General features: G+C 59.5%; 12 protein-coding genes. 6 read left to right on the forward strand and 6 right to left on the reverse strand.

What is annotated here, in order from left to right:
• The 5 genes from dnaA (at nt 1) to gyrB (ending at nt 7,630) form a co-directional block, all read left to right on the forward strand.
• Nucleotides 1-1,464, forward strand: coding sequence for a chromosomal replication initiator protein DnaA (gene dnaA / locus OZ656_RS00005; RefSeq protein ID WP_031211714.1), 1,464 nt, complete (start codon nt 1-3; stop codon nt 1,462-1,464).
• Nucleotides 1,465-1,524: 60 nt separating this feature from the next.
• Nucleotides 1,525-2,628, forward strand: a complete 1,104-nt coding sequence (gene dnaN / locus OZ656_RS00010) for a DNA polymerase III subunit beta (RefSeq protein ID WP_278351407.1) — start codon at nt 1,525-1,527, stop codon at nt 2,626-2,628.
• 18 nt (nt 2,629-2,646) lie between these two features.
• On the forward strand, nt 2,647-3,918 hold the full coding sequence (locus OZ656_RS00015; protein ID WP_278351406.1) for an AarF/ABC1/UbiB kinase family protein: 1,272 nt from the start codon (nt 2,647-2,649) through the stop codon (nt 3,916-3,918).
• Nucleotides 3,919-4,022: 104 nt separating this feature from the next.
• Nucleotides 4,023-5,144, forward strand: a complete 1,122-nt coding sequence (recF, locus tag OZ656_RS00020; RefSeq protein WP_199452075.1) for a DNA replication/repair protein RecF — start codon at nt 4,023-4,025, stop codon at nt 5,142-5,144.
• A 71-nt stretch (nt 5,145-5,215) separates the two neighbouring features.
• Nucleotides 5,216-7,630 carry a DNA topoisomerase (ATP-hydrolyzing) subunit B gene (gyrB, locus tag OZ656_RS00025; protein WP_153739698.1) on the forward strand — a complete coding sequence of 805 codons (2,415 nt, stop codon included), beginning with the start codon at nt 5,216-5,218 and terminating at the stop codon, nt 7,628-7,630.
• Between the two features lie 100 nt (nt 7,631-7,730).
• Here the strand turns inward: gyrB and OZ656_RS00030 are convergent, their stop codons facing one another.
• The 3 genes from OZ656_RS00030 to OZ656_RS00040 all read right to left on the reverse strand — a co-directional run bounded on the left by OZ656_RS00030 (nt 7,731) and on the right by OZ656_RS00040 (nt 11,743).
• Nucleotides 7,731-8,498, reverse strand: coding sequence for a VC0807 family protein (locus tag OZ656_RS00030; protein WP_011783587.1), 768 nt, complete (start codon nt 8,496-8,498; stop codon nt 7,731-7,733).
• A gap of 106 nt (nt 8,499-8,604) precedes the next feature.
• A complete protein-coding gene (gene gabT, locus OZ656_RS00035; protein ID WP_226596967.1) occupies nt 8,605-9,882 on the reverse strand; it encodes a 4-aminobutyrate--2-oxoglutarate transaminase in 1,278 nt (425 codons plus the stop codon).
• An 88-nt stretch (nt 9,883-9,970) separates the two neighbouring features.
• Entirely contained in the window at nt 9,971-11,743 is a 1,773-nt protein-coding gene (locus tag OZ656_RS00040) for an ABC transporter transmembrane domain-containing protein (RefSeq protein WP_141066698.1), read from the reverse strand.
• Nucleotides 11,744-11,969: 226 nt separating this feature from the next.
• Between OZ656_RS00040 and OZ656_RS00045 the strand changes: the two genes are divergently transcribed.
• On the forward strand, nt 11,970-13,763 hold the full coding sequence (locus tag OZ656_RS00045; RefSeq protein ID WP_278351402.1) for an ABC transporter ATP-binding protein/permease: 1,794 nt from the start codon (nt 11,970-11,972) through the stop codon (nt 13,761-13,763).
• A 9-nt stretch (nt 13,764-13,772) separates the two neighbouring features.
• Here the strand turns inward: OZ656_RS00045 and recD are convergent, their stop codons facing one another.
• From recD to recC, 3 genes are read right to left on the reverse strand one after another with little or no spacing between them, the layout of a single operon-like run.
• On the reverse strand, nt 13,773-16,025 hold the full coding sequence (gene recD / locus OZ656_RS00050; RefSeq protein ID WP_278351401.1) for an exodeoxyribonuclease V subunit alpha: 2,253 nt from the start codon (nt 16,023-16,025) through the stop codon (nt 13,773-13,775).
• Nucleotides 16,022-19,747, reverse strand: coding sequence for an exodeoxyribonuclease V subunit beta (gene recB / locus OZ656_RS00055; protein WP_278351400.1), 3,726 nt, complete (start codon nt 19,745-19,747; stop codon nt 16,022-16,024). The genes recD and recB overlap by 4 nt, the downstream gene beginning before the upstream one ends.
• Complete coding sequence (gene recC, locus OZ656_RS00060; RefSeq protein ID WP_379944868.1) at nt 19,744-23,337, reverse strand: exodeoxyribonuclease V subunit gamma; 3,594 nt, start codon at nt 23,335-23,337, stop codon at nt 19,744-19,746. The genes recB and recC overlap by 4 nt, the downstream gene beginning before the upstream one ends.
• Nucleotides 23,338-23,707: the final 370 nt, after the last annotated feature.

A 23,707-nucleotide genomic window follows, 5' to 3' on the forward strand; every position in this document is an offset into this window, starting at 1 on the left:
GTGCCGAACAGTATGTGGCATCAATGTCTTGAAGTACTCCGGGATGAGTTTCCCGCACAGCAGTTCAATACCTGGTTGAGACCTCTTCAGTCTGATCATCGGGAGGGGCAGCTCATGCTGTTCGCTCCAAACCGGTTTGTGATGGACTGGGTCAACGAGAAATACCTCCACCGTATAGAAGAAGTCTTGAAGGATCTGAATGGTGGTCAGGCGCCACGAGTCATGATGAAAGTGGGCTCTGCGCCCAAGCCTGCGGACCCGGTGGTTCGCTCTGAAGTGGCACCGCCGGTCCGGGTCTCGGAAGAAACTGAGCAGACCGTTACTGAAGAAGAAAGAAGTGTTGCCGCTACCGTTTCCGATTCGGCGCCAAGAGCGATGGCCGCTCCGGCACCCAAGGCCCAGACCGAGCGCCGTCCGGTGCAGGTAGAAGGTGATATCAAACACCAGAGTTTTCTCAACGAAACCTTCACCTTCGATACCTTTGTCGAGGGTAAATCGAACCAGCTGGCCCGGGCTGCGTCCATGCAGGTGGCGGAAAACCCCGGTGGCGCCTATAACCCGCTGTTCCTCTATGGCGGCGTGGGCCTGGGTAAAACCCACCTGATGCACGCCATTGGCAACGAGATTGTGCGCCGCAACCCGCGCGCGAAGGTGGCCTATCTGCGTTCTGAACGGTTTGTGGCCGATATGGTCAAGGCACTGCAGCTGAACGCGATCAATGAATTCAAGCGGTATTACCGGTCGGTGGACGCGTTGCTGATCGACGATATCCAGTTTTTTGCCCGCAAGGAACGCTCTCAGGAGGAGTTTTTCCACACCTTTAATGCGTTGCTTGAAGGTGGCCAGCAGGTGATCGTGACCTGTGACCGTTTCCCGAAAGAAATCTCTGATATGGAGGAGCGGCTGAAATCCCGCTTTGGCTGGGGCCTGACGGTGATGGTCGAGCCTCCGGAACTGGAAACACGGGTGGCGATCCTGATGAAGAAGGCGGAACAGGCCAATGTGAAACTCAGCAGCGAGGCCGCGTTCTTTATTGCACAGAAAATCCGGTCAAACGTTCGTGAGCTTGAAGGGGCGCTGCGTCTGGTGATAGCGAATGCTCACTTCACTGGCTCGGAGATTACCCCGCCGTTTATCCGTGAGAGCCTCAAGGATCTCCTGGCCCTGCATGAAAAGCAGGTGAGCATCGATAATATCCAGCGAACGGTGGCTGAGTACTACAAGATCAAGGTGGCGGATCTGCTGTCCAAACGCCGCACTCGCACAGTCACCCGGCCGCGCCAGGTGGCTATGTCCCTGGCCAAGGAACTGACCAACCATAGCCTGCCGGAGATTGGCGACGCGTTCGGTGGGCGTGACCACACCACCGTTCTGCATGCCTGTAAAAAGATTGTTGAATTGCAGGAAACCGATCCCGGTATCCGTGAGGATTATCAGAATTTTATGAGATTGCTGACCACCTGATTGAAGGTGGCTTGTACGAACAACACATACATTCACTTCCGATAACTGAAGCCGAGTGCCATGAAACTGACCATCAGCCGTGAATCACTGATCACCCCGCTGCAAAGCATCGCGGGCGTTGTGGAAAAGAAACAGACCATGCCGGTGTTGTCCAACGTCCTGCTGGAAGCGGAAGACAATACGCTGACACTGACCGGTACCAATATGGAAGTGGAGCTGGTGGCTCGGGTAGCACCAGTCCATGTGGATCAGCCTGGTCGTATCACGGTTCCGGCGCGGAAGTTGGCGGATATCTGCCGGGCTCTGGGGGATGAGGCGCCTATCGATCTGGCACTGGAAGGCGATCGTCTGCATCTGCGTTCTGGCAATTCCCACTTCACCCTGTCGACGCTGCCAGCGGAGCACTTTCCCAATGTCGAAGATGAGCCGGAAAGCTTCCGCCTGGCATTGCCCCAGAAAGAGCTCGGTCGCATGCTGGATGCTACTGCGTTCGCTATGGCCCAGCAGGATGTGCGTTATTACCTGAACGGGTTGTTGCTGGAAGTGGATGTTAATCATGCCCGGGTTGTGGCTACCGATGGTCATCGTCTGGCCATGGCCCAGTTCGATCTGGATACCGGTTGCCCGGAGTTGCGGCAGGTTATTGTGCCTCGTAAAGGTGTACTGGAACTGGCCCGGCTTCTGGATGATGAAGAATCGCCGGTTACGCTGGTCATCGGTGACAATCATCTGCGGGCGACGGTGGGCAGCTATACCTTTACCTCCAAGTTGATTGAAGGAAAGTTCCCGGATTACAACCGGGTGATCCCGCGAGGCGGTGACAAAACCGTACTGGCGGATCGTTCAACGCTGAAAAGTACCCTGCAGCGGGCGGGCATTCTGTCGCACGAGAACATCCGTGGTGTGCGCCTGAACCTTTCTCCCAACCAGTTGCAGGTGTTCGCCAATAACCCTGACCAGGAACAGGCTGAAGATGCGTTGCCGGTGGAGTATCAGGGCGAATCACTGCAGATCGGGTTTAATGTAGGCTATCTGGTAGATGTCATGAATGCACTGGATGATGACCAGGTGAAGATTACGTTGTCGAATCCCAACAGCAGTGCGCTGATTGAGGCTCAGACCGACAACCGCTGCCTGTATGTTGTCATGCCGATGCGACTGTAATCAGGTTTGGAGGGCTCTATGGGTGCTGTAACGAATGGAATCAAAGGCGCGTTCAGGATCGGCCAGACCCTGTCTGTGCTTGGCCGCACCGGGGTAAACTGGGTTCGGGGCGATCGGCCCCCTGCCCCGAAACTGTTGAGGCAGACCTTCGAAAGCCTGGGCGCAACCTACATCAAGCTGGGACAATTTATTGCCAGCTCGCCGACCTTTTTCCCCAAGGAATATGTGGAGGAGTTCCAGTTCTGCCTCGACAAGACGCCGAGCCTGCCGTTCAGTGTGATCAAGAAGATCATCCGGGACGAGCTTGGTCGCCCTATTGATCAGGTGTATTCGGAAATTGATCCGGTTGCACTGGCCTCGGCATCCATTGCCCAGGTTCATGCTGCTCGCCTGGTAACGGGTGAAGAAGTGGTGATCAAGGTTCAGAAGCCGGGTGTGGAAAACATTCTGCTGACGGACCTCAACTTCCTTTACCTGTCTGCCCGAATGCTCGAGACGCTGGCCCCGAAACTGTCCTGGACCTCCATGTCTGGCATTGTTGATGAAATCCAGAAAACCATGATGGAAGAATGCGATTTCATCAAAGAGGCCAACAACCTGAAAGTGTTCCGGGAATTTCTGCAGAACACCCACAATGAAGATGCGACCGTGCCGCGGGTGTACGAGCATTGCAGTACTCGCCGGATTCTGACCATGGAGCGGTTCCATGGGGTTCCATTGACGGATCTGGAGAGTATTCGAGGCTTTTCCCGGGATCCGGAGCGGACATTGATAACCGCCATGAACACCTGGTTTGCCAGCCTGACCCAATGCGAGTTTTTTCATGCCGACGTTCATGCTGGCAACCTGATGGTGCTTGAGGATGGCCGGGTTGGTTTTATCGATTTCGGTATTGTTGGTCGTATCAGACCTGACACCTGGCAAGCCGTGAGTGATTTCATTTCGGCGATTATGGTGGGCAATTTCGACGGTATGGCCGACGCCATGATCCGGATTGGTGTTACCCGGCACACCGTGCGGGTGGACGATCTGTCTGCTGATCTTCAGCGTCTGTATCGTCAGATGGATCGCATGGTGCCGGATGATGTGCCCTATGAAATGGAACAGGCTGAGGACGATGTGAACAATATCCTGATGGATATGGTGAAGGTCGGCGAAAGCCACGGTTTGCACTTCCCCCGTGAGTTCGCCTTGCTGCTCAAGCAGTTCTTGTATTTCGACCGCTATGTTCACATCCTGGCGCCAGAGATGGATGTGTTCATGGATGAACGGCTAACCATGCTTCATTAACCGGTCTATCGGGGTTTCTAGTACACTAGGGCGATATCGGAAACGGTATCGCCCTTTCTCGTTTTTGGTCGTCCGAATTTTCAGCCTGAGCACTCCGTTAACCTATGGCGCTAGTCAAACTCCAGACACAGCATTTCCGAAACCTGTTATCTGCGCCTGTAGAATTTTCACCGTCCTTCAATCTTCTTTACGGCGCCAATGGCAGCGGTAAAACCAGTGTTCTGGAAGCGATTGGCTATCTTGGTCTTGGTCGGTCGTTTCGGGTCAGCCGGCATCAGGCAGTAGTGGCCCACGGGCAGTCAAAGCTGACTGTCTTCGGGGCACTGGATTCAGGTCTGTTGGCGCAAGCGTCTTCAGAAACGGTTGAGCACAGGATTGGCATTTCCCGGGACGTCAGCCTGAAAGAAACCCAGTTGCGGGTAGATGGTGAGGCGGTCCGCAGTCTGTCGTTTCTGGCCATGCATTTGCCGGTCTCGGTGATTGATCCCGGTGTGTTCGACATTGTTGCCGGTGGTCCGGGCAAACGCCGACAGTTTCTGGATTGGTTAGTGTTCCACGTGGAACCTTCCTTTTCTTCCCTGTGGCAACAGGTTCAGAGAGTCACGTCACAGCGGAATCAAATGCTGAGAAATGGTAGACTGGACGAATCGTTGATGCGGGTCTGGGATTCCCAGTACGGCGCCTTGGCGGAGTCGTTGAGTGACATCCGGCAAACTGTTTTCCAACGCTTCAAGATCGCTTTTGAATCGGTGTTGGCGGAGCTGGATGCGCCCTGGGTGGAAGGTCTGAAGATGGACTTCTATCCGGGCTGGGATCGAAGCATTGCGTTGACCGAAGTACTGGTCAACCATCGCGAGCAGGAACGCCGGATGGGCCACACCTTGTACGGCCCGAACCGGGCGGATATCCGCCTGAAGTTTGGGGGTCGTCCGGTGGCGGAAACCTTCTCGCGGGGTCAGCAAAAGACACTGGTCATCCTGATGAAGATTGCTCAGGGCAAGGTGTTGAGTGAACTTGGCAAACAGGTGACGTTTCTGTTGGACGATATCAACGCCGAGTTGGATGTTCGTCATCGCGTTATGCTGGCTCGCAACTTACAGGAACTGCGTTGTCAGGTGTTTATCACCTCCATTGAGCATCCGGAACCGGACACGTTGTGGCACGATGGGGATACACCTGAATACAGAATGTTCCACGTGGAACATGGACAATTGACGGAAGAATAGCTGAGCCGGGCGGGTTCGCGAATGATCGTGTCTGTCGCCAGGGCTGGGCTCACCTCCAGGAGTCTCTTTTAATGAGTGAATCGAACTACAATTCCTCCAGTATCAAAGTCCTCAAAGGACTCGACGCGGTGCGTAAACGGCCCGGTATGTACATCGGTGATACCGACGATGGCACCGGCCTGCATCACATGGTCTTTGAGTTGGTGGATAACTCCATCGATGAGGCTCTGGCTGGTTACTGTTCTGAAATCGGCATTATCATCCACCCCGACGAATCCATTACCGTAAAAGATAACGGTCGCGGTATTCCTGTCGATCTTCATGAAGAGGAAGGTGTTTCGGCCGCCGAGGTCATCATGACCGTGTTGCACGCTGGTGGTAAGTTCGACGACAACTCCTACAAGGTCTCCGGCGGTCTGCACGGCGTGGGTGTGTCTGTGGTCAACGCCCTGTCTTCTTCGCTGACCCTCACCATCCGCCGGGATGGCAAGGTCTATGAGCAGAGCTACACCCACGGTGTACCTAATGCGCCCCTGGGCGAAGTCGGTGAAACCGATGCCTCCGGTACCAAGGTTCACTTTATTCCCTCTCCGGAAACCTTCACTCATATCCAGTTCCATTACGACATCCTGGCCAAGCGCCTGCGGGAACTCGCTTTCCTGAACAGTGGTGTGCGTATCCGCCTGACGGATGAGCGTTCAGGCAAGGAGGAGATTTTTGAATATGAAGGTGGTCTGCGGGCCTTTGTTGAGCACCTGAATACCAACAAGACGGCCATCAACCGTGTCTTCCATTTCAACCGTGAGCGGGAAGATGGCATTGCGGTAGAAGTGGCCATGCAGTGGAACGATGCCTTCCAGGAAAACATCTACTGCTTCACCAACAATATTCCCCAGCGGGATGGTGGTACTCACCTGGCCGGTTTCCGGGCAGCACTGACCCGCTCTCTGAACAACTACATTGATCATGAAGGCCTGGGCAAGAAAGCCAAGGTAGCGACCTCCGGTGATGATGCCCGGGAAGGCCTGACCGCTATCATCAGTGTGAAAGTGCCCGATCCCAAGTTCTCCTCCCAGACCAAGGACAAGCTGGTGTCCTCGGAAGTGAAGACGGCGGTGGAGCAGGAACTGTATCAGAGCTTTGCGGAGTACCTGCAGGAGCAACCCAACGAAGCCAAGCAGATCGTTAACAAGATGATCGAAGCGGCCCGTGCCCGGGAAGCAGCCCGTAAGGCACGGGATATGACCCGCCGTAAGGGCGCCCTGGACATTGCCGGCCTGCCCGGCAAGCTGGCGGACTGCCAGGAAAAAGACCCTGCCCTCTCTGAACTGTTCATTGTGGAGGGTGATTCTGCGGGTGGTAGTGCCAAGCAGGGCCGTGATCGTAAGACCCAGGCCATCCTGCCCCTGAAAGGTAAGATCCTGAACGTCGAGAAAGCCCGTTTTGACAAGATGCTGTCTTCCGCGGAAGTTGGCACTCTGATCACGGCACTGGGTTGTGGCATCGGCCGCGAAGAGTTCAACCCGGACAAACTCCGTTATCACTCCATCATCATCATGACCGATGCCGATGTGGACGGTTCACACATCCGTACCCTGCTGCTGACCTTCCTGTTCCGCCAGATGCGGGAAATCATCGAGCGCGGCCATGTGTTCATTGCCATGCCGCCACTGTACAAGGTCAAGCGTGGCAAACAGGAGCAATACCTGAAGGACGAGAAGGCGAAGGAAGCCTATCTGACCCAGGCGGCCCTGGAAGGCGCCCAGCTCTATGTGAACCCGGAAGCACCGGCCATCAAGGATTCCGCCCTGGAAACCATGGTGAAGGATTATCAGGCAGTGATGGCGATGATCGATCGCCTGTCCCGGGCCTATCCGGCCAAGGTACTGCAGCAGATGGTCTACAACAGTACGCTCAAGCCGGAACACCTGAAGGAAGAGGCTGAAGTGGCCCGTTGGGTGGCGCGCCTGGGTGAAGGTCTGGATCTGGATACCCGCACGGGCACCAAGTACACCTTCTCCGTTACCCGCGATGAGGAACGGGGCCTGTACCTGCCCAAAGTCACCATCTTTGTGCATGGCATTCCCCATGAGCATGTGTTCAGTCATGACTTCTTCGAGTCTTCGTCCTACGGGGCCATTGCCCGTCTGGGCGAGACCCTGGAGGGGCTGATTGAGGATGGCGCCTACATCCAGCGTGGCGAGCGCAAGCAGTCTGTGCTGTCCTTCGAGGGCGCCCTGGAGTGGCTGATGAAGGAAGCCCAGCGTGGCCTGAACATCCAGCGATACAAGGGGCTGGGTGAAATGAACCCGGATCAGCTCTGGGAAACCACCATGGATCCGGAAACCCGCCGGATGATGAAGGTTACCATTGAGGATGCGATTGCTGCCGACCAGATCTTCACCACACTGATGGGGGATGATGTGGAGCCACGGCGGGACTTCATCCAGAGCAACGCGCTGGAAGTAACCAACCTGGATATCTGATCAGACAAACCTTGTTGGCAATAAAAAACGGTGGCTCCTTGTGGATGCCACCGTTTTTTTATGGGTGTCCGGGGAACCCGGAAACCGGTGTTGTAATAACCTATTTGGAGGAGCCGGACTCTGCCCTCTTCCGCTCCTTTTCTTTTTCCTTTTCAATCAGGTGTGGCGCCATCACCTCTTCCAGGGTATACCCCGTCAGGCGCCGGATGGTGCGCCAGAGATAATAGAAAATCAGCATCATCATCACCATGGAGGGGATGGCAATCATCGGATAGCTCACCAGGGTCATGCGGCCCAGTTCCTCATTGAAAGCCTGGGTGCCCGAAGGGCTCACCACAATCCATTTCGCCAGCACATAATTCATGATGGACGAGAACAGGAAGGTGCCGGCAAAGAAATAGCTGGCCTTAAGTAGGCGCCCTTCAAACTCCTCCACGCAGTTCTTTTCTTCCAGTGAGGCCTGAATCTTGTCCACGTCCAGCACATTCGGGTTATAAAGCAGAGTACGAACCAGGGGGTACCTGGTGCGCGTAGACACCAGTACCGCCAGACCAATGACGGCGGGCACGGCCGCTTCCTTGATGGCGAGCCAGCCCGCATCCAGTTCCAGCAAACCAATGCCGCCGGTGAGGCCGACACTGATCAGGCCCAGCAAGGCGATGAAGTTTTTCTTGTGGTAGCGCACCAGCTCGAACAGGCCCCAGCCCAGGGGAAACGCCAGGCCGATGATCAGCGCATTGACGCTGCCGAGGTGTTCGTCACCACTGAACTTCATCAGAATCACCGAGGGAATGATGATACTGACCAGCAGATCGATCCAAGGTCTGGGTTGGTGGTCGGGAGTGGGAGAATTACTCTGGGACGTCATGGTTACCGCCTGATCGGTGAATCAACGGCAGAACCCGAGGAGGGCACTGCCGGAAAGAGCTTCCGGCAGTATACGACGAATAGGAAGTCAGACGTAACCGCCTGGTTCAGGCGCCCACTTCCTTCAGGCATTCCTCAACAATATTCAGCCCTTCTTCCAGCACTTCGTCTTCGATGGTCACCGGCATCAGGAACCGCAGTGTGTTGCCGTGCATACCGCAACTCAGCAGGATCAGCCCTTTCTCCTTTGCCTTCTTGGTGATGGCACCGGCCAGTTCCGGCATGGGCTTGTGAGTATCCTTGCTTTCCACCAGTTCAAAGGCCGCCATGGGGCCTAGATTGCGAGCGTTGTCCACATGGGTGAACTGCTCCTGCCACTGGTCGAACCGGGCTCTGAGTTTCTCGCCCAGGCGCTGGCTCCTGCCAAGGATATCTTCTTCCTTGATGACATCAAACACCGCCAGAGCTGCGGCACAGGCAGTGGGGCTGCCGGTGTAGGTGCCGCCCAGGGAGTTCGGGCCGGAGGAGTCCATCACCTTGTCGGTGCCGACAATGGCAGAGATCGGCATACCATCGGCCATGGACTTGGCCATGGTCATGATGTCCGGCTCAACACCACTGTGCTCGATGGCGAACAGCTTGCCGGTGCGGCCAAAGCCACTTTGCACTTCATCCACGATCATCATGATGTCGTTGTCATCGCAGATCTTGCGGATGGCTTTCAGAAAACTTGTCGGTGCCGGGTAGAAACCACCCTCACCCAGAACCGGCTCCAGTACGATGGCGGCGGTTTCGTGGGCCGGGGAATCGGCTTTCATGGTCATCGCCAGGCCCCGCAGAGCCTCTTCTTCGGAAATGCCATGGTAAGGCACCGGGTAAGGCGCGCGGTACACCAGGCCGGGCATGGGGCCGAAGGAGGTCTGGTAAGGGGCGGCCTTGCCGTTCATGGCCATGGTGAAGAAGGTGCGGCCGTGGTAGCCGCCGTCAAAACAGATAACGTTGTTTTTGCCGGTGGCTGCGCGGGCAATCTTGACCGCGTTTTCCAGCGCCTCGGCGCCGGAGTTGGCCAGCATGACCTTGCCGTGTCCTTTCACCGGCACCACTTCGCTCAGCTTCTGGGCCAGCTTCACGTAGCCCTCGTAGGGCATCACCGTCTGGCAGGTGTGCATCAGTTTGTCGAGCTGGGCTTTCACGGCCTCAACTACCTTGGGATGTCGATGGCCGATATTCAGCACGCCGATACCGCCGGCGAAGTCGATCATGCGTTTACCGTCGGCGTCCCAGACTTCTGCGTTCAGGGCGTGATCTGCAAATTGATCATTGGGGCTTGCTGCGCCCGCGGCGACGTATCGCTCTTTGAGTGCCTGCAATTCTTTGTTGCTCACTTTGCGTGTCTCCCTGTGTCAGGATTAGGAATTTCTAGCACCAGTGTAGGGAGTACGCACCCAACACACAAACCGACCAACGGGGCACTCAGTGTTCTGTCTGGCTCCCGGTGTCCCGGAATTGCAGGCTGGCCAGGCGCCGGTACAGCGCGTTATCGCGGATCAACTGGTCGTGACTGCCCACTGCCAGCAGTCGGCCCTCGTCAAATACCGCGATCCTGTCGGCATCCCGCACCGTTGCAAGCCGGTGAGCAATCACCAGGGTAGTCCGGCCCTCCGTGAGCGCCGGCATGGCCCGCTGAATCAGATGCTCGCTTTCCGCATCCAGGGCGCTGGTGGCTTCATCAAGCAGCAGAATCGGAGCGTTGGCCAACAGCGCACGGGCAATCGCCAGGCGTTGTTTCTGGCCACCGGAAAGGCCCTGGCCGGCATCACCCAGGGGCGTGTCGTAACCCTGTGGCAGGGCCTGAATAAATTCGTGGGCGTGGGCAATACGGGCGGCCTGCTCGATCTCAGCCTGATTGGCCTCGGGCCGGGCGTAGCGCAGATTATCGGCGACAGTGCCATGAAACAGGGCGGGATTCTGCGGCACCAGAGCGAAACACCGTCGCAGGTCAGCCAGTGGCACCTTGGCGGTGTCTATGCCCTCCAACCGGATAGAACCGGCCTGTAGCGGATAGAAACCCAGTAGCAGATCAAACAACGTGGATTTACCGGCACCGGACGGACCGACCAGGGCAAGGGTTTCACCCGGCTGGATCTCCAGAGAGACCCTGGCAAGCGCTGGCCGTTCCGTGCGCCCGCTGTAGCTGAAGCTCAGGTTATCCAGAGTAATTGCACCGGTCACTGTGCCCGGAAGCCGGTCCGTTCCTGTCTCGGGACGCCGCTCCGGCTCGGTTTGCAGCAGCTCAAACAGGCGAGCTGCGGAACCGGCGGCGCGCTGCAATTCGCCAATCACCTCACTGATGGCTCCAGCCGCCACGCCAACCAGAAGGCTATAGAACACAAAGGCTGCCAGCTCCCCCGGTGAGATTCGGCCATGAATCACGTCCAGCCCGCCAATCCAGATGACAATACCGACGGCGCCCATCACCAGGGAAATGGCCAGTGTGGTCAGCCAGGCGCGCTGCCGAATCCGTTGCCGGGCAATATCGAAGGCTTTTTCAGAGACCTCGGCGAAGTAGCGGCGGTCGTGGGGCTGATGATTGAAGGCCTGTACGGTTTTGATCTGGCTGAGATTCTCCCCGACATAACTGCCAACATCCGCCACCCGATCCTGACTCAGTCGGGACAGCGCCCGCACCCGGCGGCCGTAAAACAGGATCGGCGCAATCACCAGCGGAAAACCGAGCAGGATGATGCTGGCCAGCTTGGCGTTGGTGACAAACAGAAGAATGAGCCCGCCGATAAGCATCAGCGTGTTGCGCAGGGCGATGGAGACGGTGGAGCCAATCACCGATTGCAGTACGGTGGTGTCAGCCGTAAACCGGGACTGAATCTCCAGGGCCCGGTTCTGTTCAAAGAAGCTGGGCGTGAGATCGATCAGGTGATTGAATACCCGTTTTCGAATATCTGCCACCACCCGTTCGCCAATCCAGGACACCAGGTAGAATCGGGCAAACGAACCAAAGGCCAGGCCGAGTACCAGCACGAAAAACAGGCCGATGGCTTTGGCGAGGTTTTCCGGAGACTGCGTGGCCAGGCCCTGATCGACCAGAATGCGCAGGCCCTGGCCCAGACCAAGAGTGATGCCGGCAGTAATAACCAGTGCCACCAGTGCCCCTACAACCGCGCGTCGATAGGGACTGATAAACTCGATGACAAGTCTTAGAGCTTTACGATGGTTGGGGCTGATGGTCACTCTCCTGATCGATCAAAGTTTAATTAAGCCGTTTCTTTTACGATTTGTCCTCAGATGAAGACGTATCATAGCTGTTAGCAAGAGTGCACGGGATGGGGAGCCTTTCCGGGACCGTCAAAAGCCAGGGATGGCTTTTGTCGAGCGTACAGGGATGTATTTACAGCGTGTCCCGGAAAGGCTCCCCATCTCGGGCGCTCGACATCTCCAAAAGTTCAAGGATATTGCATTGAGAGCCTACGCCGACAACGACTACCCCGCCGATCATAAGCCAGACTGGTCGATTATTTCCGGGCTGTGGCCGTATCTTCTGGAATTCAGGGGGCGGGTCGCGTTGGCTATGGCGATGCTGGTCTTGGCAAAGCTGGCCACCGTCGCCACCCCGGTGGCACTGAAATACATTGTCGACTACCTGGACCAGAACCGCGGTGCCGACATGCTGCTGTGGATTCCGGTCGTGCTGGTGGTGGCCTACGGTAGCCTGCGCTTTGGCGCCACCCTGTTCAGCGAACTGCGGGATGCCGTGTTTGCCCGGGTGGCGGAACGGGCCATGCGGCGGGTGTCATTGCGGGTGTTTGAACACCTGCATCAGCGCGAGCTGGGCTTTCACCTGGACCGTAAAACCGGTGGCCTGGCCCGGGATATTGAACGCGGCACCAACGGCATCAGCTTTCTGCTGCGCTTCACCCTGTTCAACATTGTGCCTACCATCCTGGAAATCCTGCTGGTGGCGGGCATCCTGCTGGTGGTGTTCAACGTCGGGTATGTCGTCGCTATTCTGGTGGCGGTGGTTGTGTATGTGGTGTTCTCTATCAGGATCACCGAGTGGCGAACCAGGTTCGTGCGGGAAGCCAATGCCCGGGACAACCAGTCCAACTCGCGGGCCATCGACAGCCTGCTGAACTATGAAACCGTCAAATACTTCAACAACGAACGTTATGAAGCCGAGCTTTACGATCAGGACCTGGATGAGTGGGAAAAGGCTCGGTTGAAGAACCGCCTGTCGCTGGCCACCCTGAACGCTGGCCAGGCATTGATCATCGGCGTGGCGCTGATCGTCATTATGGCCATGGCGGTGGGCGAAGTGGCCAGCGGCGAAATCACCCTGGGTGATTTCACCATGATCAACGCCTACCTGATCCAGCTGTTCATTCCCCTGAATGCCCTGGGCTTTGTCTACCGGGAAATCCGCCAGGCCCTGGTGAATGTGGAGCGTCTGTTCAAACTACTCGGTGACCAACCGGCAGTCCAGGACGCGCCGGATGCCAGGCCCCTGGTTGTGGATAACGGAGAGGTACGCTTCGAACATATCCACTTTGCCTACCGCCCGGACCGGTTGATCCTGCAAGACGTTAGCTTCACTATCCCTGCCGGCCATACCGTGGCGGTGGTGGGCGCCAGCGGTGCCGGCAAGTCTACCCTCGCCCGGCTGCTGTTCCGCTTCTACGAGGTCGATAACGGCGCTATCCGGATTGATGGCCAGGATATTCGATCGGTCACCCAAGACAGTCTGCGTTCTGCCATCGGGGTGGTACCGCAGGACACCGTACTGTTCAACGATACCCTTTACCGTAACCTGGCGTATGGCCGCCCCGAAGCGACCGAGGAAGAAGTCTACCGGGCCGCGCGCATGGCCCACTTGGAAGATTTTATCCACAGCCTTCCAGAAGGCTACGAAACGAAAGTCGGCGAGCGCGGCCTTAAGTTGTCTGGCGGCGAAAAACAGCGGGTGGCCATTGCCCGGGTTATCCTGAAAAACCCGCCAATACTGATTCTGGACGAGGCAACCTCCTCCCTGGACTCCTTGTCCGAACAGGCCATCCTCGGTGCCCTGAAAGAGGTCAGCCACCAGCGTACTACCCTGGTGATTGCCCACAGGTTATCCACAGTTCGCGATGCCAATAGCATTCTGGTGATGGACGGGGGCCGGATTGTCGAAAGTGGCAGCCATCACGAGTTGCTGGCCCGCGATGGTCATTACGCCCGTCTTTGGGAACAGCAACATCGGAGTGAGGATAACTGATGCCCGGGGCTATTGCTCCCCTAGCCGAAGCGCCAGTCCTGAAGCCCGCACCACCTGTTGGCTTACGCTGTCTTTGAACACCTGCGCATCGCCGGTAATCAGGCTGAACCAGTTCTTGGCCCGGGTGATGCCGGTATAGACCAGTTCCTTGGTGAGTACCGGGCTGAGTCTATCGGGTAGCACCAGGCAGGTGTGGTTGAACTCCGAGCCCTGGGACTTATGCACCGTCATGGCGTATACCGTTTCCAGCTGTTGCAAACGGCTGGGGGAAATCCAGCGAATGCCGCTGGTGCTGTCACCGCTCGGGAAGGCTACCCGAAGGGTCGCTTTTGGCTCGCCGGTTTCGGTCTTATCCCAGGGTACACTGAAGGTGAGGCCGATATCCCCGTTCATCAGGCCGAGGTTGTAGTCGTTGCCGGTGACCAGCACCGGCCGGCCGGCGTACCAGCCGTCGGTTTTGTCGATCAGTTTTTCAGCCAGCAGCTTCTGGGCGATACGCTGGTTCAAGCCCTCCACGCCCCAGGGGCCTTTGCGTAACGCACACAGCACCTGGAAATCGTTGAAGGCTTCCAGCACCTCAGCGGCGTGGGCATCCCAGGCTTCCCGGGGACTGCCGGCGGTCAAATCACAGCTGTGGATAACTTCCAGATAATGGCGATAGCCCACCGGTGTTGGCAGCGCCTGGCTATTCACCACCCGGCCCTGGCCGGCGTTGCGGAAAGCCTCCGGTGAGCCGGAGATGGCGTGGTGGCAGATCAGCTCAAGTGTCTGATCCGGATCGGGTTTTGGTGTTTGGCCGTTCAGCCAGATCACATCGTCAAACCCGGCGTCCCGGATCTGCCCCAGTACCTGGCTGGTGAGCTCGCTGGTGTTTACGGCTTCTGCCAGTTGACGGATACCACTGTCCTGTCCGAAGCGGTAGCTCTTGCGCAACATCGCCACCGCCTGGTCGAGTGGCTGGCCGGAGTTATCCACAAGGCTATCCGGTACCTGCGCGCCGGTGATGGCGGCCAGCCAACGGGCAGTATCCGGCGTGTAGTGGGAGTCCAGGGCCCGTTGGCAAAGTTCCCCCAGCACCGCACCGGCGTCCACTGAGGCCAGCTGGTCCTTGTCGCCCAGCAGGATCAGCTGAGCGCTGGCGGGCAGGGCATCGAATACCGAGGCCATCAGGTCGACATCCACCATGGAGGCCTCATCGATGACCAGGATATCCACCAGCAACGGATTGTCTCGGTGATGTCGGAACTGGCGGGTGTCTGGCCGGCTACCGAGTAGCCGGTGCAGGGTGGTGACCTTGGTGGGAATGTCCTCCAGTTGCACGTAGCCGGGCAGGTCGGCCAGTGGCAGCTTGCTGACCGCACCGCCAATGGATTCGTTCAGCCGGGCGGCGGCCTTGCCGGTGGGTGCGGCCAGGCGGATACGGTACTTGCGCCCTGCCCGCTCCGGGCTTTCCCCGGCCACGGCCTGCAGGGCTGCCAGAAGATTCACCACGGTGGTGGTCTTGCCGGTACCCGGGCCACCGGTGATCACGGTAAAGCGGTTACGGGCGGCCAGGGCGCAGGCCAGTTTCTGATAATCCACCGGCTCTGTGGACCGGAACAGTTTGCTGAGCGCTGTGGATAAGGTTTGCGAGGCCACCGATTGCGGGTCGGCCAGCGGCGATGGCAAGGCCAGTCGTTGCTGAATGCCCTCGGCAATGCGTTGTTCGTAACGCCAGAACCGGCGCAGGTACAGTCGGGTGCCGTTCAGTACCAGCGGTGCCGGCACGGAGCCATCGCTCACGGCCAGAGAACCCTGCAGGGCTGCGAGGCAATCGGTTAGCTGTACCCGTGACAGCAGTTCCTGTGGATAACGCCCTTGCAGGTTGGCCACCTCGCTCTCAGACAGGCCGGTATTGGCCGGTTCTTCCGGCGGCAGCGCCAGGGTCTGGCCGGCATCGTCGAGTAGCGTGGCCAGATCGATGCATACGTGCCCCCGGCCCACCTGGTGCGAGGTCAGTGCCGCCAACAGCAGCACCAGTGGTTGCGGGCGTTCGCCCTGCTCTTCGCTGAGTTCCCTGATCAGCCGGGCAAAGCCGGTATCCAGCGGGCGAATCCAGCCGGCCTGTTGCCATTGCCCTAACAGCGCCTCGGTGTCGTCAGGATGGGCCAGCAGCTGGGAGTTATCCACAGCCTCCGGTGATTCTGTGGCCGCCCGGTTCACTGGCGTGTCGTCACCCAGGTCCAGGGCAAACTGGTTTTCGGTATGGCGGGTACGGCTCATGCAGCCACCTCCCCGGACACCGGCTCGCCATCGAACAGGGCGTCCAGTTGTTCGATCAGCACCCTGGGGGGCTTGTCGGTAAAGGCGCCGCCGCTGGCGGAGTTCACCCCTCGCAGGAACAGGTACACCGCGCCGCCAATGTGCTGGTCGTAGTCGTATCCCGGTAAACGGGCCTTCAGCAACCGGTGCAGGGCCAGCAGGTAGAGGATGTATTGCAGGTCGTAGCGTTTGTCCAGAATCGCCTGGCCCATGGCCTGGTCGGTGTAGGCGTCGTCGTCCTCGCCCAGAGCATTGGATTTGTAGTCCAGCACGTAATACTGCCCCTTGTGTTCAAACACCAGGTCGATAAAGCCCTTGAGCATGCCATTGAAGCGGTTGGCCTCGGCCCGGGGCCGGTCGGCACCGTTCAGAGTATAACGGGTGACCAGCGCATCCAGTTGCTGGATGCTGACGTTGCGGCTTTCAAACCAGAATTCCAGTTCCGGGCGCAGGCTGTCCAGTTGCGCCAGGCTGGCGCTTTGTTGCCCTTCCCGGTCGAGCTTTAGCGGTTTCCGGATCAGCGCCAGCAGCCACTGTTGCAGGGGTTCCACCCAGTCGCCCCAGCCCCGGGTGCCACAACGGCGGGCCAGCTGCTCGTGTAGAAGCTCGGGGTTATCCACAACCCGCTGGAAGCCCTGGGCCGTGCACCACTCCAGCAATTCGTGCAGGAAGGTGCCGGGGCCGGCGCCCTTGGGGAAGTGATGGTGGTCGCGTGCGGCGGGCACGGCGGGTGCCTCATCGGTGTCGCTCTGGGCACTTTCTTCCAGCAGGTTCTGGGTCTGGGCGTCTTCCACCTCTCCGGTGAAGGTAATGCCGGTGCCTGCCATGCCGGTGTATTCGATGGTGGAGTAGCTGGCGATCCACCAGTCTTCCTTCGCTTCCCGCGTGGAGATCAGCGCCGGGCCCAGGGCGTCCGGGGCCATTTCGGTGAATATTGTGTTTCCGGCTTCCGGCAGCGGGGAAATCCGGATGTCCGGGCGGCCCTGGGCCAGTGAGGCCAGAGCCTGGCTGATGGACTGCTCCGGTGTTCCGGCAATCGCATAGCCCAGGCCGCTCTGATACCAGTTATCCACAGCCGCCGCGCCCACCCAGGTGGCAAACCGGGCCCGCGTCAGGGCCACATAGAGTTTACGGATGTCTTCGCCCAGGCGTTCCTGGTCGGCCCTTTCAATGTCTTCCGGAGTCGGATCGAACACGGTCACCAGCTTGCCGGTGTCGTCGTGGTAGCGAACATACGCCTGCTTCGGGTTCTCTGCCCGGAAGGCGGTGCCGAAGGGCAGGAACACCAGTGGATATTCCAGGCCCTTGGATTTGTGCACGGTGATCACCTTCACCAGCCCGGCGTCGCTTTCCAGGCGCAGGGTGCGGTGTTCGTCCTCTTCATCCGCTGCCCGCAGGATCTGGGTGAAGTGGTGCACCAGCGCATGTTCGCCGTCCAGTTGCAGGCTGTCCTGCTGCAGCAGTTCGGCAATGTGCAGGATGTCAGTCAGTCTTCGCTCACCATCCGGGCGCTGCAGCAGGCGGCCAGGCACCTCGAAGTCCATCAGAAAGCTGCGCAGCATGGGCAACACGCCCTGGCTTTGCCATTGCTGCTGGTAACCCTGAAAGCGCTCGATCTCCCGCTCCAGCACCAGCTCGTCGGTCAGCAGCCGATCCAGCGCTTGCCAGCTCTGGCCCAGGGTCGGCGTCGCCAGCGCGGCGCGGATGAAGGCCAGTTGCCGGGGCTCGGCGAAGGCACGCAGCCAGCACAACACTTCCTTGGCTTCCCGGGAAGTCAGCACCGAATCCCGGTCCGACAGGTACACGCTCTTGATGCGCCGGCGGCCAAGGGCATCGCGCACCGCAGCGGCTTCGTTGCGGTTGTTCACCAGCACGGCGATGTCTTTGGGTTCGACGGGCTCCAGGTCAGTCGGGTTATCTGGCAGGACAAAGCCTGCCTGCCCGGCCTGGCCCAGGGTTAGCAAGCGGGCAATCTCGCTGGCGCAGGTTTCGGCTACATCGGCGGTGGCGGTGCCTTTGGCGAGGCCTTTGGGGTTGCCATCCTTGTCGGTTTCATCGGATTCGTGGGTCCAGAACATCAGGCTGGGTTGGATTTCACCCTGTACCGCCCACAGGCGTTTGGTGCCGTTGGCATCCACGCCCTGGAACGGCAGTGGCGTGCTGTCCCCTTTGCCGAACAGGAAGGCGCCTTTCGGGCTGTGCTGGTCGCTGTACTCGAACACCCGGTTGACGGCGCTGACCATGGTCTCGGCGGAGCGGAAGTTTGTGCCCAGGGTGTAAGTGCGGGCCTGCACACCCAGCCGGGCCTGCAGGTAGGTGTGGATATCGGCGCCCCGGAAGCCGTAGATGGCCTGTTTCGGGTCACCGATCATCAGCAGGCAGGTGTTGGCGCTGTTGTCCTGCACCGCGTAGATCCGGTTAAAGATGCGGTACTGCACCGGGTCGGTGTCCTGGAATTCGTCGATCAACGCCACCGGAAACTGCCGGCGGATGGTGGCGGCCAACTGGTCGCCCCGGGGGCCGTGCAGGGCGTCGTCCAGGCGGGTAAGCAGGTCATCAAAGCCCATCTCCGAGCGCTGCTGCTTTTCTGCTTCCAGCCGCTCGGCAATCCAGTGGCTGGCGTGGCGCAGGATGTCGGACTTGGCGCTGGGCTGGTTCTGGCCGAATTCCAGCAAGGCTTCGATGGCGTCAAAAGCCGGGTGATGGGGCGCCGGGTCGTCGCCTTTCAGGATGTTGTCCAGGCCCTCGGGGGTCTGGTTCTTGTAACCGGCGGCGCTGTCCAGCTTCTCCGGCAGCAGGTCATCGGATTCGGCCCAGGTGACCAGGAATTCCCACACCTTGAGCATGGCGTTCTTGCTGCCGCCGTGCAGGCGTTTGCCTTTGTTCAGGGCGTTCAGCAAGTCGATGACTTCCCGCTGCCACTGGGCCCAGGGGTGTGCCTTCAATTCATCGGCCCGTGTCAGCCGTTCGCTGACTACCTGGTTGATGGCCTGGTGGACACTCTCTGGCGGTGTGCCCAGGGCGGCCGGGTCGTCAATCAGGTTACGCACCGCCTTGCGCAGGTCGGTGGGGGTTTTCCAGTGGCTCAGGGCTTCGTCCATCAACGCCGGCGGCAACGGATAAACAAAGGTGCGCCAGTAGTCCCGGGCGACGTCGTCCAGCAGTTCGCTCTGGTCCGTTTCCAGGGTCAGCTTGAACAGGCTGCCGCTGTCGAAGGCGTGTTCGCTGAGCATACGATTGCAGAAACCGTGAATGGTGGATACCGCGGCTTCGTCCATCCATTCGGCGGCCAGCAGCAGCTTCTTGCGGCAGTCGGGCCAGCTGACCCGGTCCGGGTAACTGTTATCCCGCAGCTTGTGGATAAGTGCGGTTTCCGGGGTGGGTTCGAGGTGGTCAGCGGCTTCGGAAAATACCTCGGCGGCCTGGGTCAGCCGGGTGCGGATGCGGTCCCGTAGCTCCTTGGTGGCGGCGTCGGTAAAGGTCACCACCAGCAGGTTGGGCGGCAGCAGGTTCTGCAGCGGGCTGTCTTCTGCCTGGCCATGGCCCAGCACCAGACGCACATACAGGATGGCGATGGTGAAGGTTTTGCCGGTGCCGGCGCTGGCCTCGATCAGCGCACTGCCGTTCAGGGGCAGGGCCAAGGGGTCCAGGTTCGGGTTTCGGTTGGTCATCTGGTCGGTCATTCCATGCTCCCGATTTGCTCCGCCGCCGACTTGCCCTGCTCGGCTTCCCACAAGGGGACATAAAGCTGGTGCAGCAGGGCTTCAAACTCGCCGCTGGCCATCAGCGCCTCGGGGCTCTCGAAGGCGCCCAGCAGGTAGCCGGTGTCCCGGTCCAGGGCGGTGGCGTAGGCCTGTTCTGCCTCACTGATGGCCCGTTCGTGGTCGCCCACGTATTTCTTGCCGCCATAGAAACTGGTGATCCAGGCAAAGCCGGCTTCGCAGTGAATGGGCAGGGCCCGGGTGGTGGCGTCCATCCAGCGGCTTAGAATGGCCTCAAAGTATTGCCGTGCCTGCTCGGGCGCCAGCATCGGGAAGTGGAACTTGCGGCCTTCCTCTTTAGCCAGAATCAGCGTTTCAAAGGGCTGGCCGCTGAGTTGCCCGGCCAGGTGGATCAGCCAGTCCCGCAGCAGGTTGGCGTAGCGCACTTTCTTTGAGTAACCGGAGCCGGTGAGCAGGCCGGAACTGGCAATCACCAGCCGGCACAACTGCCCTTGAGGATTACAGCGCAGGTGGTCGATTAAATCCGCCACCTCAACCGAGCCAGAATCTCCTGAATAGCGAATCTCGAAGGGTAAAGGTTCGGCCACCACTTCCGGCCATTCCGCCAGGGCGCCTCGATAGCGGTCAAACAGGTCCGGCAGCCGGCCCGCCAGTTCCGTGCGCAGCCGGTGTTCGGTCACCCCCATGCCCAGGTCACCGCGCCGGGCCATGCGGTCCAGAGTGGATTCCAGCCGTTCGTGCAATTCTTCCTCGGTAGCGGCTTTGACCACGCCTTCCTGAATCAACTCGTTATCCAGGCGCCAGCGGTCCAGGCCGTTCAGGTCGAAGTTTTCGTTGTCGGTGTCGTCATCTTCCACGTCCTCAAAGCGCACCTGCAGCCGGCGCTGGTAAAAGGTATCGATGGGCTTTTTCAGGAAGTTCGCCAGCTCACCCAGGCTGATCGGTTCTTCCGGGGCCTGGTACGGCAGCGCTTCCCGGCTCCGCTCCGGATTATCCACAGCATGGGCGCTGCGCCATTCCCGTTCATAGGTAAACAGGCCCCGGGCCTGCAGCACCTCGGCCAGCGGTTTGGGTTGGGCCTCTTCGCCTGCGCCCACGCCGTTGGTTTTCGGGAAGTAATCCCGGCTGAACGGTTGCAGCGGGTGCCGGGTGGTCAGGGCCCGGGTAACCGCCAGTTCCGGTTGCCCGGCCACGGTCCACAGACTGTCCAGGTGGTCCTGCAGCTGGCCGATGAGCACCGAGGGTGGTCGCTCGGAGTCGTCTTTGATGCTGCGGCCCACCCAGCTGATGTACAGCTGTTCCCGGGCCGACAGCAGGGCTTCCAGGAACAAATAGCGGTCGTCTTCACGGCGGGAACGGTCCCCGGGGCGATAGTCCTGGGCCATCAGGTCGAAATCCACCGGCGGCCGGGAACGGGGGTAGTCGCCGTCGTTCATGCCCAGCAGGCACACCTTGCGGAACGGAATGGCGCGCATCGGCATCAGCGTGGCGAAGTTCACCTTGCCGGCCAGGAACCGCTGGTTCAGGCCGCCTTCGTCCAGGCCCTGCAACAGCACGTCTTTAACAATGTTCAGCGGCAGCGGCTGCTGCTCAAGGCCGGCGGCCAGGGTGTTGTCCAGCCACTGCTCCAGCTGGCGGCGAAAGCGGTTCAGCAATAGCAAATCCTGGCCTTCCACCTTGTGGAAAAACTGCTCGAGCATGGCGGAAAACAGGGCTTCCCATTGCTCCGGAGTGCGGGTGGTTTGCAGTGCCTGCCAAAGGGTTTCCAGCTGGTGTACGAACTCGCCCAGACGCCCCGCCAGGCTGGCTTGCAGGCCGCCAATTTCGCCATAGGGCTCCACCCCACCCCAGGGCTCGTCTTCGCCCATACCATAGCCCAGCAGCATCGACCGCAGGCCCGCCTGCCAGGTGTTGCGCTCCAGTTGTGCCGGCAAATCCAGGCTTTCCCGGTGCTGGCCGTGCAGGCCCCAGCGAATGTTGGCGCCTTCCACCCAGCGCCGGGCCAGGGGGATTTCGTCTTCGCCGATGTCAAAGCGGTCGCGAATGCCGGGCACTTCCAGCAGGCTGATGATTTCGCTTACGCCAAAGCGGCTGCGGGGCAGCGACATCAGGGTTTCCAGGGCAATAAGCACCGGTTCGTGGTGGCGCTGTCCCTGGTCGGAAATGGTGAACGGAATGTGGCGCTTGCGGCCGGGTGAATAGCGGCCAAACACCGCCTGGATATGGGGCGCGTACACGTTGATATCGGGCACCATCACGATCACATCCCGGGGTCTGAGCGATTCGTCGGCATTGAACGCGGCCAGCAGCTGGTCGTGCAGGATTTCCACTTCCCGCTGGGGGCCGTGGGCGTCGTGGAAAACCACGGAATGGTCCCGGGCCAGGTCAACGGTGCGCTGTTGTTCGCGGATTTCCTGCAGCGGTGTCAGGTTGTGGATATCGTTCTGCAACTGATGCAGCAGGCAGGGGTTATCGACAGCGCCGTGGTCGGTGAAGATGTCGATTTTCTGGCCCGGGGTCTGGAAGCTGGCGCGGTAGTCGTCCGGGTTGTCGAATTCATCCAGCAGCCGGATGTAATCCCGGCCCTGCTTGCCCCACGCCGCCAGCAGCGGGTTGGCGTGCTGGTGCAGCTGGTCCGGATCGTCGATCTGTGACAGTACCGGATGCGCGGCGCCCCGTTTACGCTCGGCTTTCAGCAGCTCCCGGTCGCTGATGATGTCGGCCCAGTAGAACTGGCAGGGGTTGTGCACGCACAGCACCACCTGGCTGAACCGGCTTAACACGTACAGGGCTTCCAGTGCCTGCCGGGGCAGGGATGACACCCCGAACACTACGATGCGTTTGGGCAAGCGACTGGCATTGGCCGGTTCGCTGATGCGCTGGCCCTGTTCCATGAAACGGGTGTGGATCTGCGAGCGGCTGGTGTGGGCCTCGCTGCCGGTGTCTTCGACCAGCTTGCGCCAGAGCAGAGGCTGCCATAGGGTTTCCGCATCCAGGGCCTTTTCTTCGCCCCGGGCGGTGATTACCACATCCCTGCCCTGCTCCCAGGCTGCCAGCCAGTCGGCCCGGAACACCTGGTACTGGTCGAACAGGTCGGCCACTTTCTCGGCCAGCTGGAAGTTGCGCAGGTCGGTATCGCGGCCATCCAGGAATCGCGCCAGCGGCGTGAAGGCCTCATCCTGCCCGACCAGTTGCGGCAACAACCGGTACAGGCGCCACACCAGCCGGTGCTTGTCGAAGGGAGATTGTTCCGGCACTTCGCCATCGGGCAGCACCGCCCGGTAGGCCTGCCAGATAAACCGGGCGGGAAACAGGAAATCCATGCCGGCGGCAATGCCGAGGCCGCCTTCCACGCCATCCTCGGTACGCTTCTCCGCCAGCGCCAGCTTCAGCCACTGGGCAATGCCGTTACTCTGCACCAGAAAGGTTTCGCTCTGCAGCGGCGGCATGGGATTCTGCCGGCAGATATAGACCACGGCGCGGCGCAGGTCTTCCAGGTGGTTGGCGTGGATGGCATGAAAGCCGGGTTCGATGGCGGTGGAGTCGGCCATGGTTTTCCTTGTCTGATGAACAATTCAATCCTCGGGCCACAGCTTACCGCAAGTGACTCCGAATACGGACCGTCAGGCGCACTCCATCGTAACCTGACGTAGCGACACGGGCAGTCGTGATTGTTCAAAAGACAGGCGTTGCGAATCCGGAGGGCGGCCGGGTCAGGAGTGCCGCAGACAAGTCAAAAGCAGATTGCGAACCAGGCTCTGGGAGGACGCATCCAGACAGGAGAAATCCTCGGCGTGCAACTGCCTGTTTTGCATCAGCCTGACCAGGCTCCCGGCATCAATACTGATGCAGACCCGGTCATGATGTGGGTTTTGCTGCCAGTTCAGATCTGTAATTCTGTGCGCCTGAACGGGGTTCGGG

The sequence above is a fragment of the Marinobacter sp. LM1 genome, assembly GCF_042763285.1.
GTDB lineage: Bacteria > Pseudomonadota > Gammaproteobacteria > Pseudomonadales > Oleiphilaceae > Marinobacter > Marinobacter nauticus.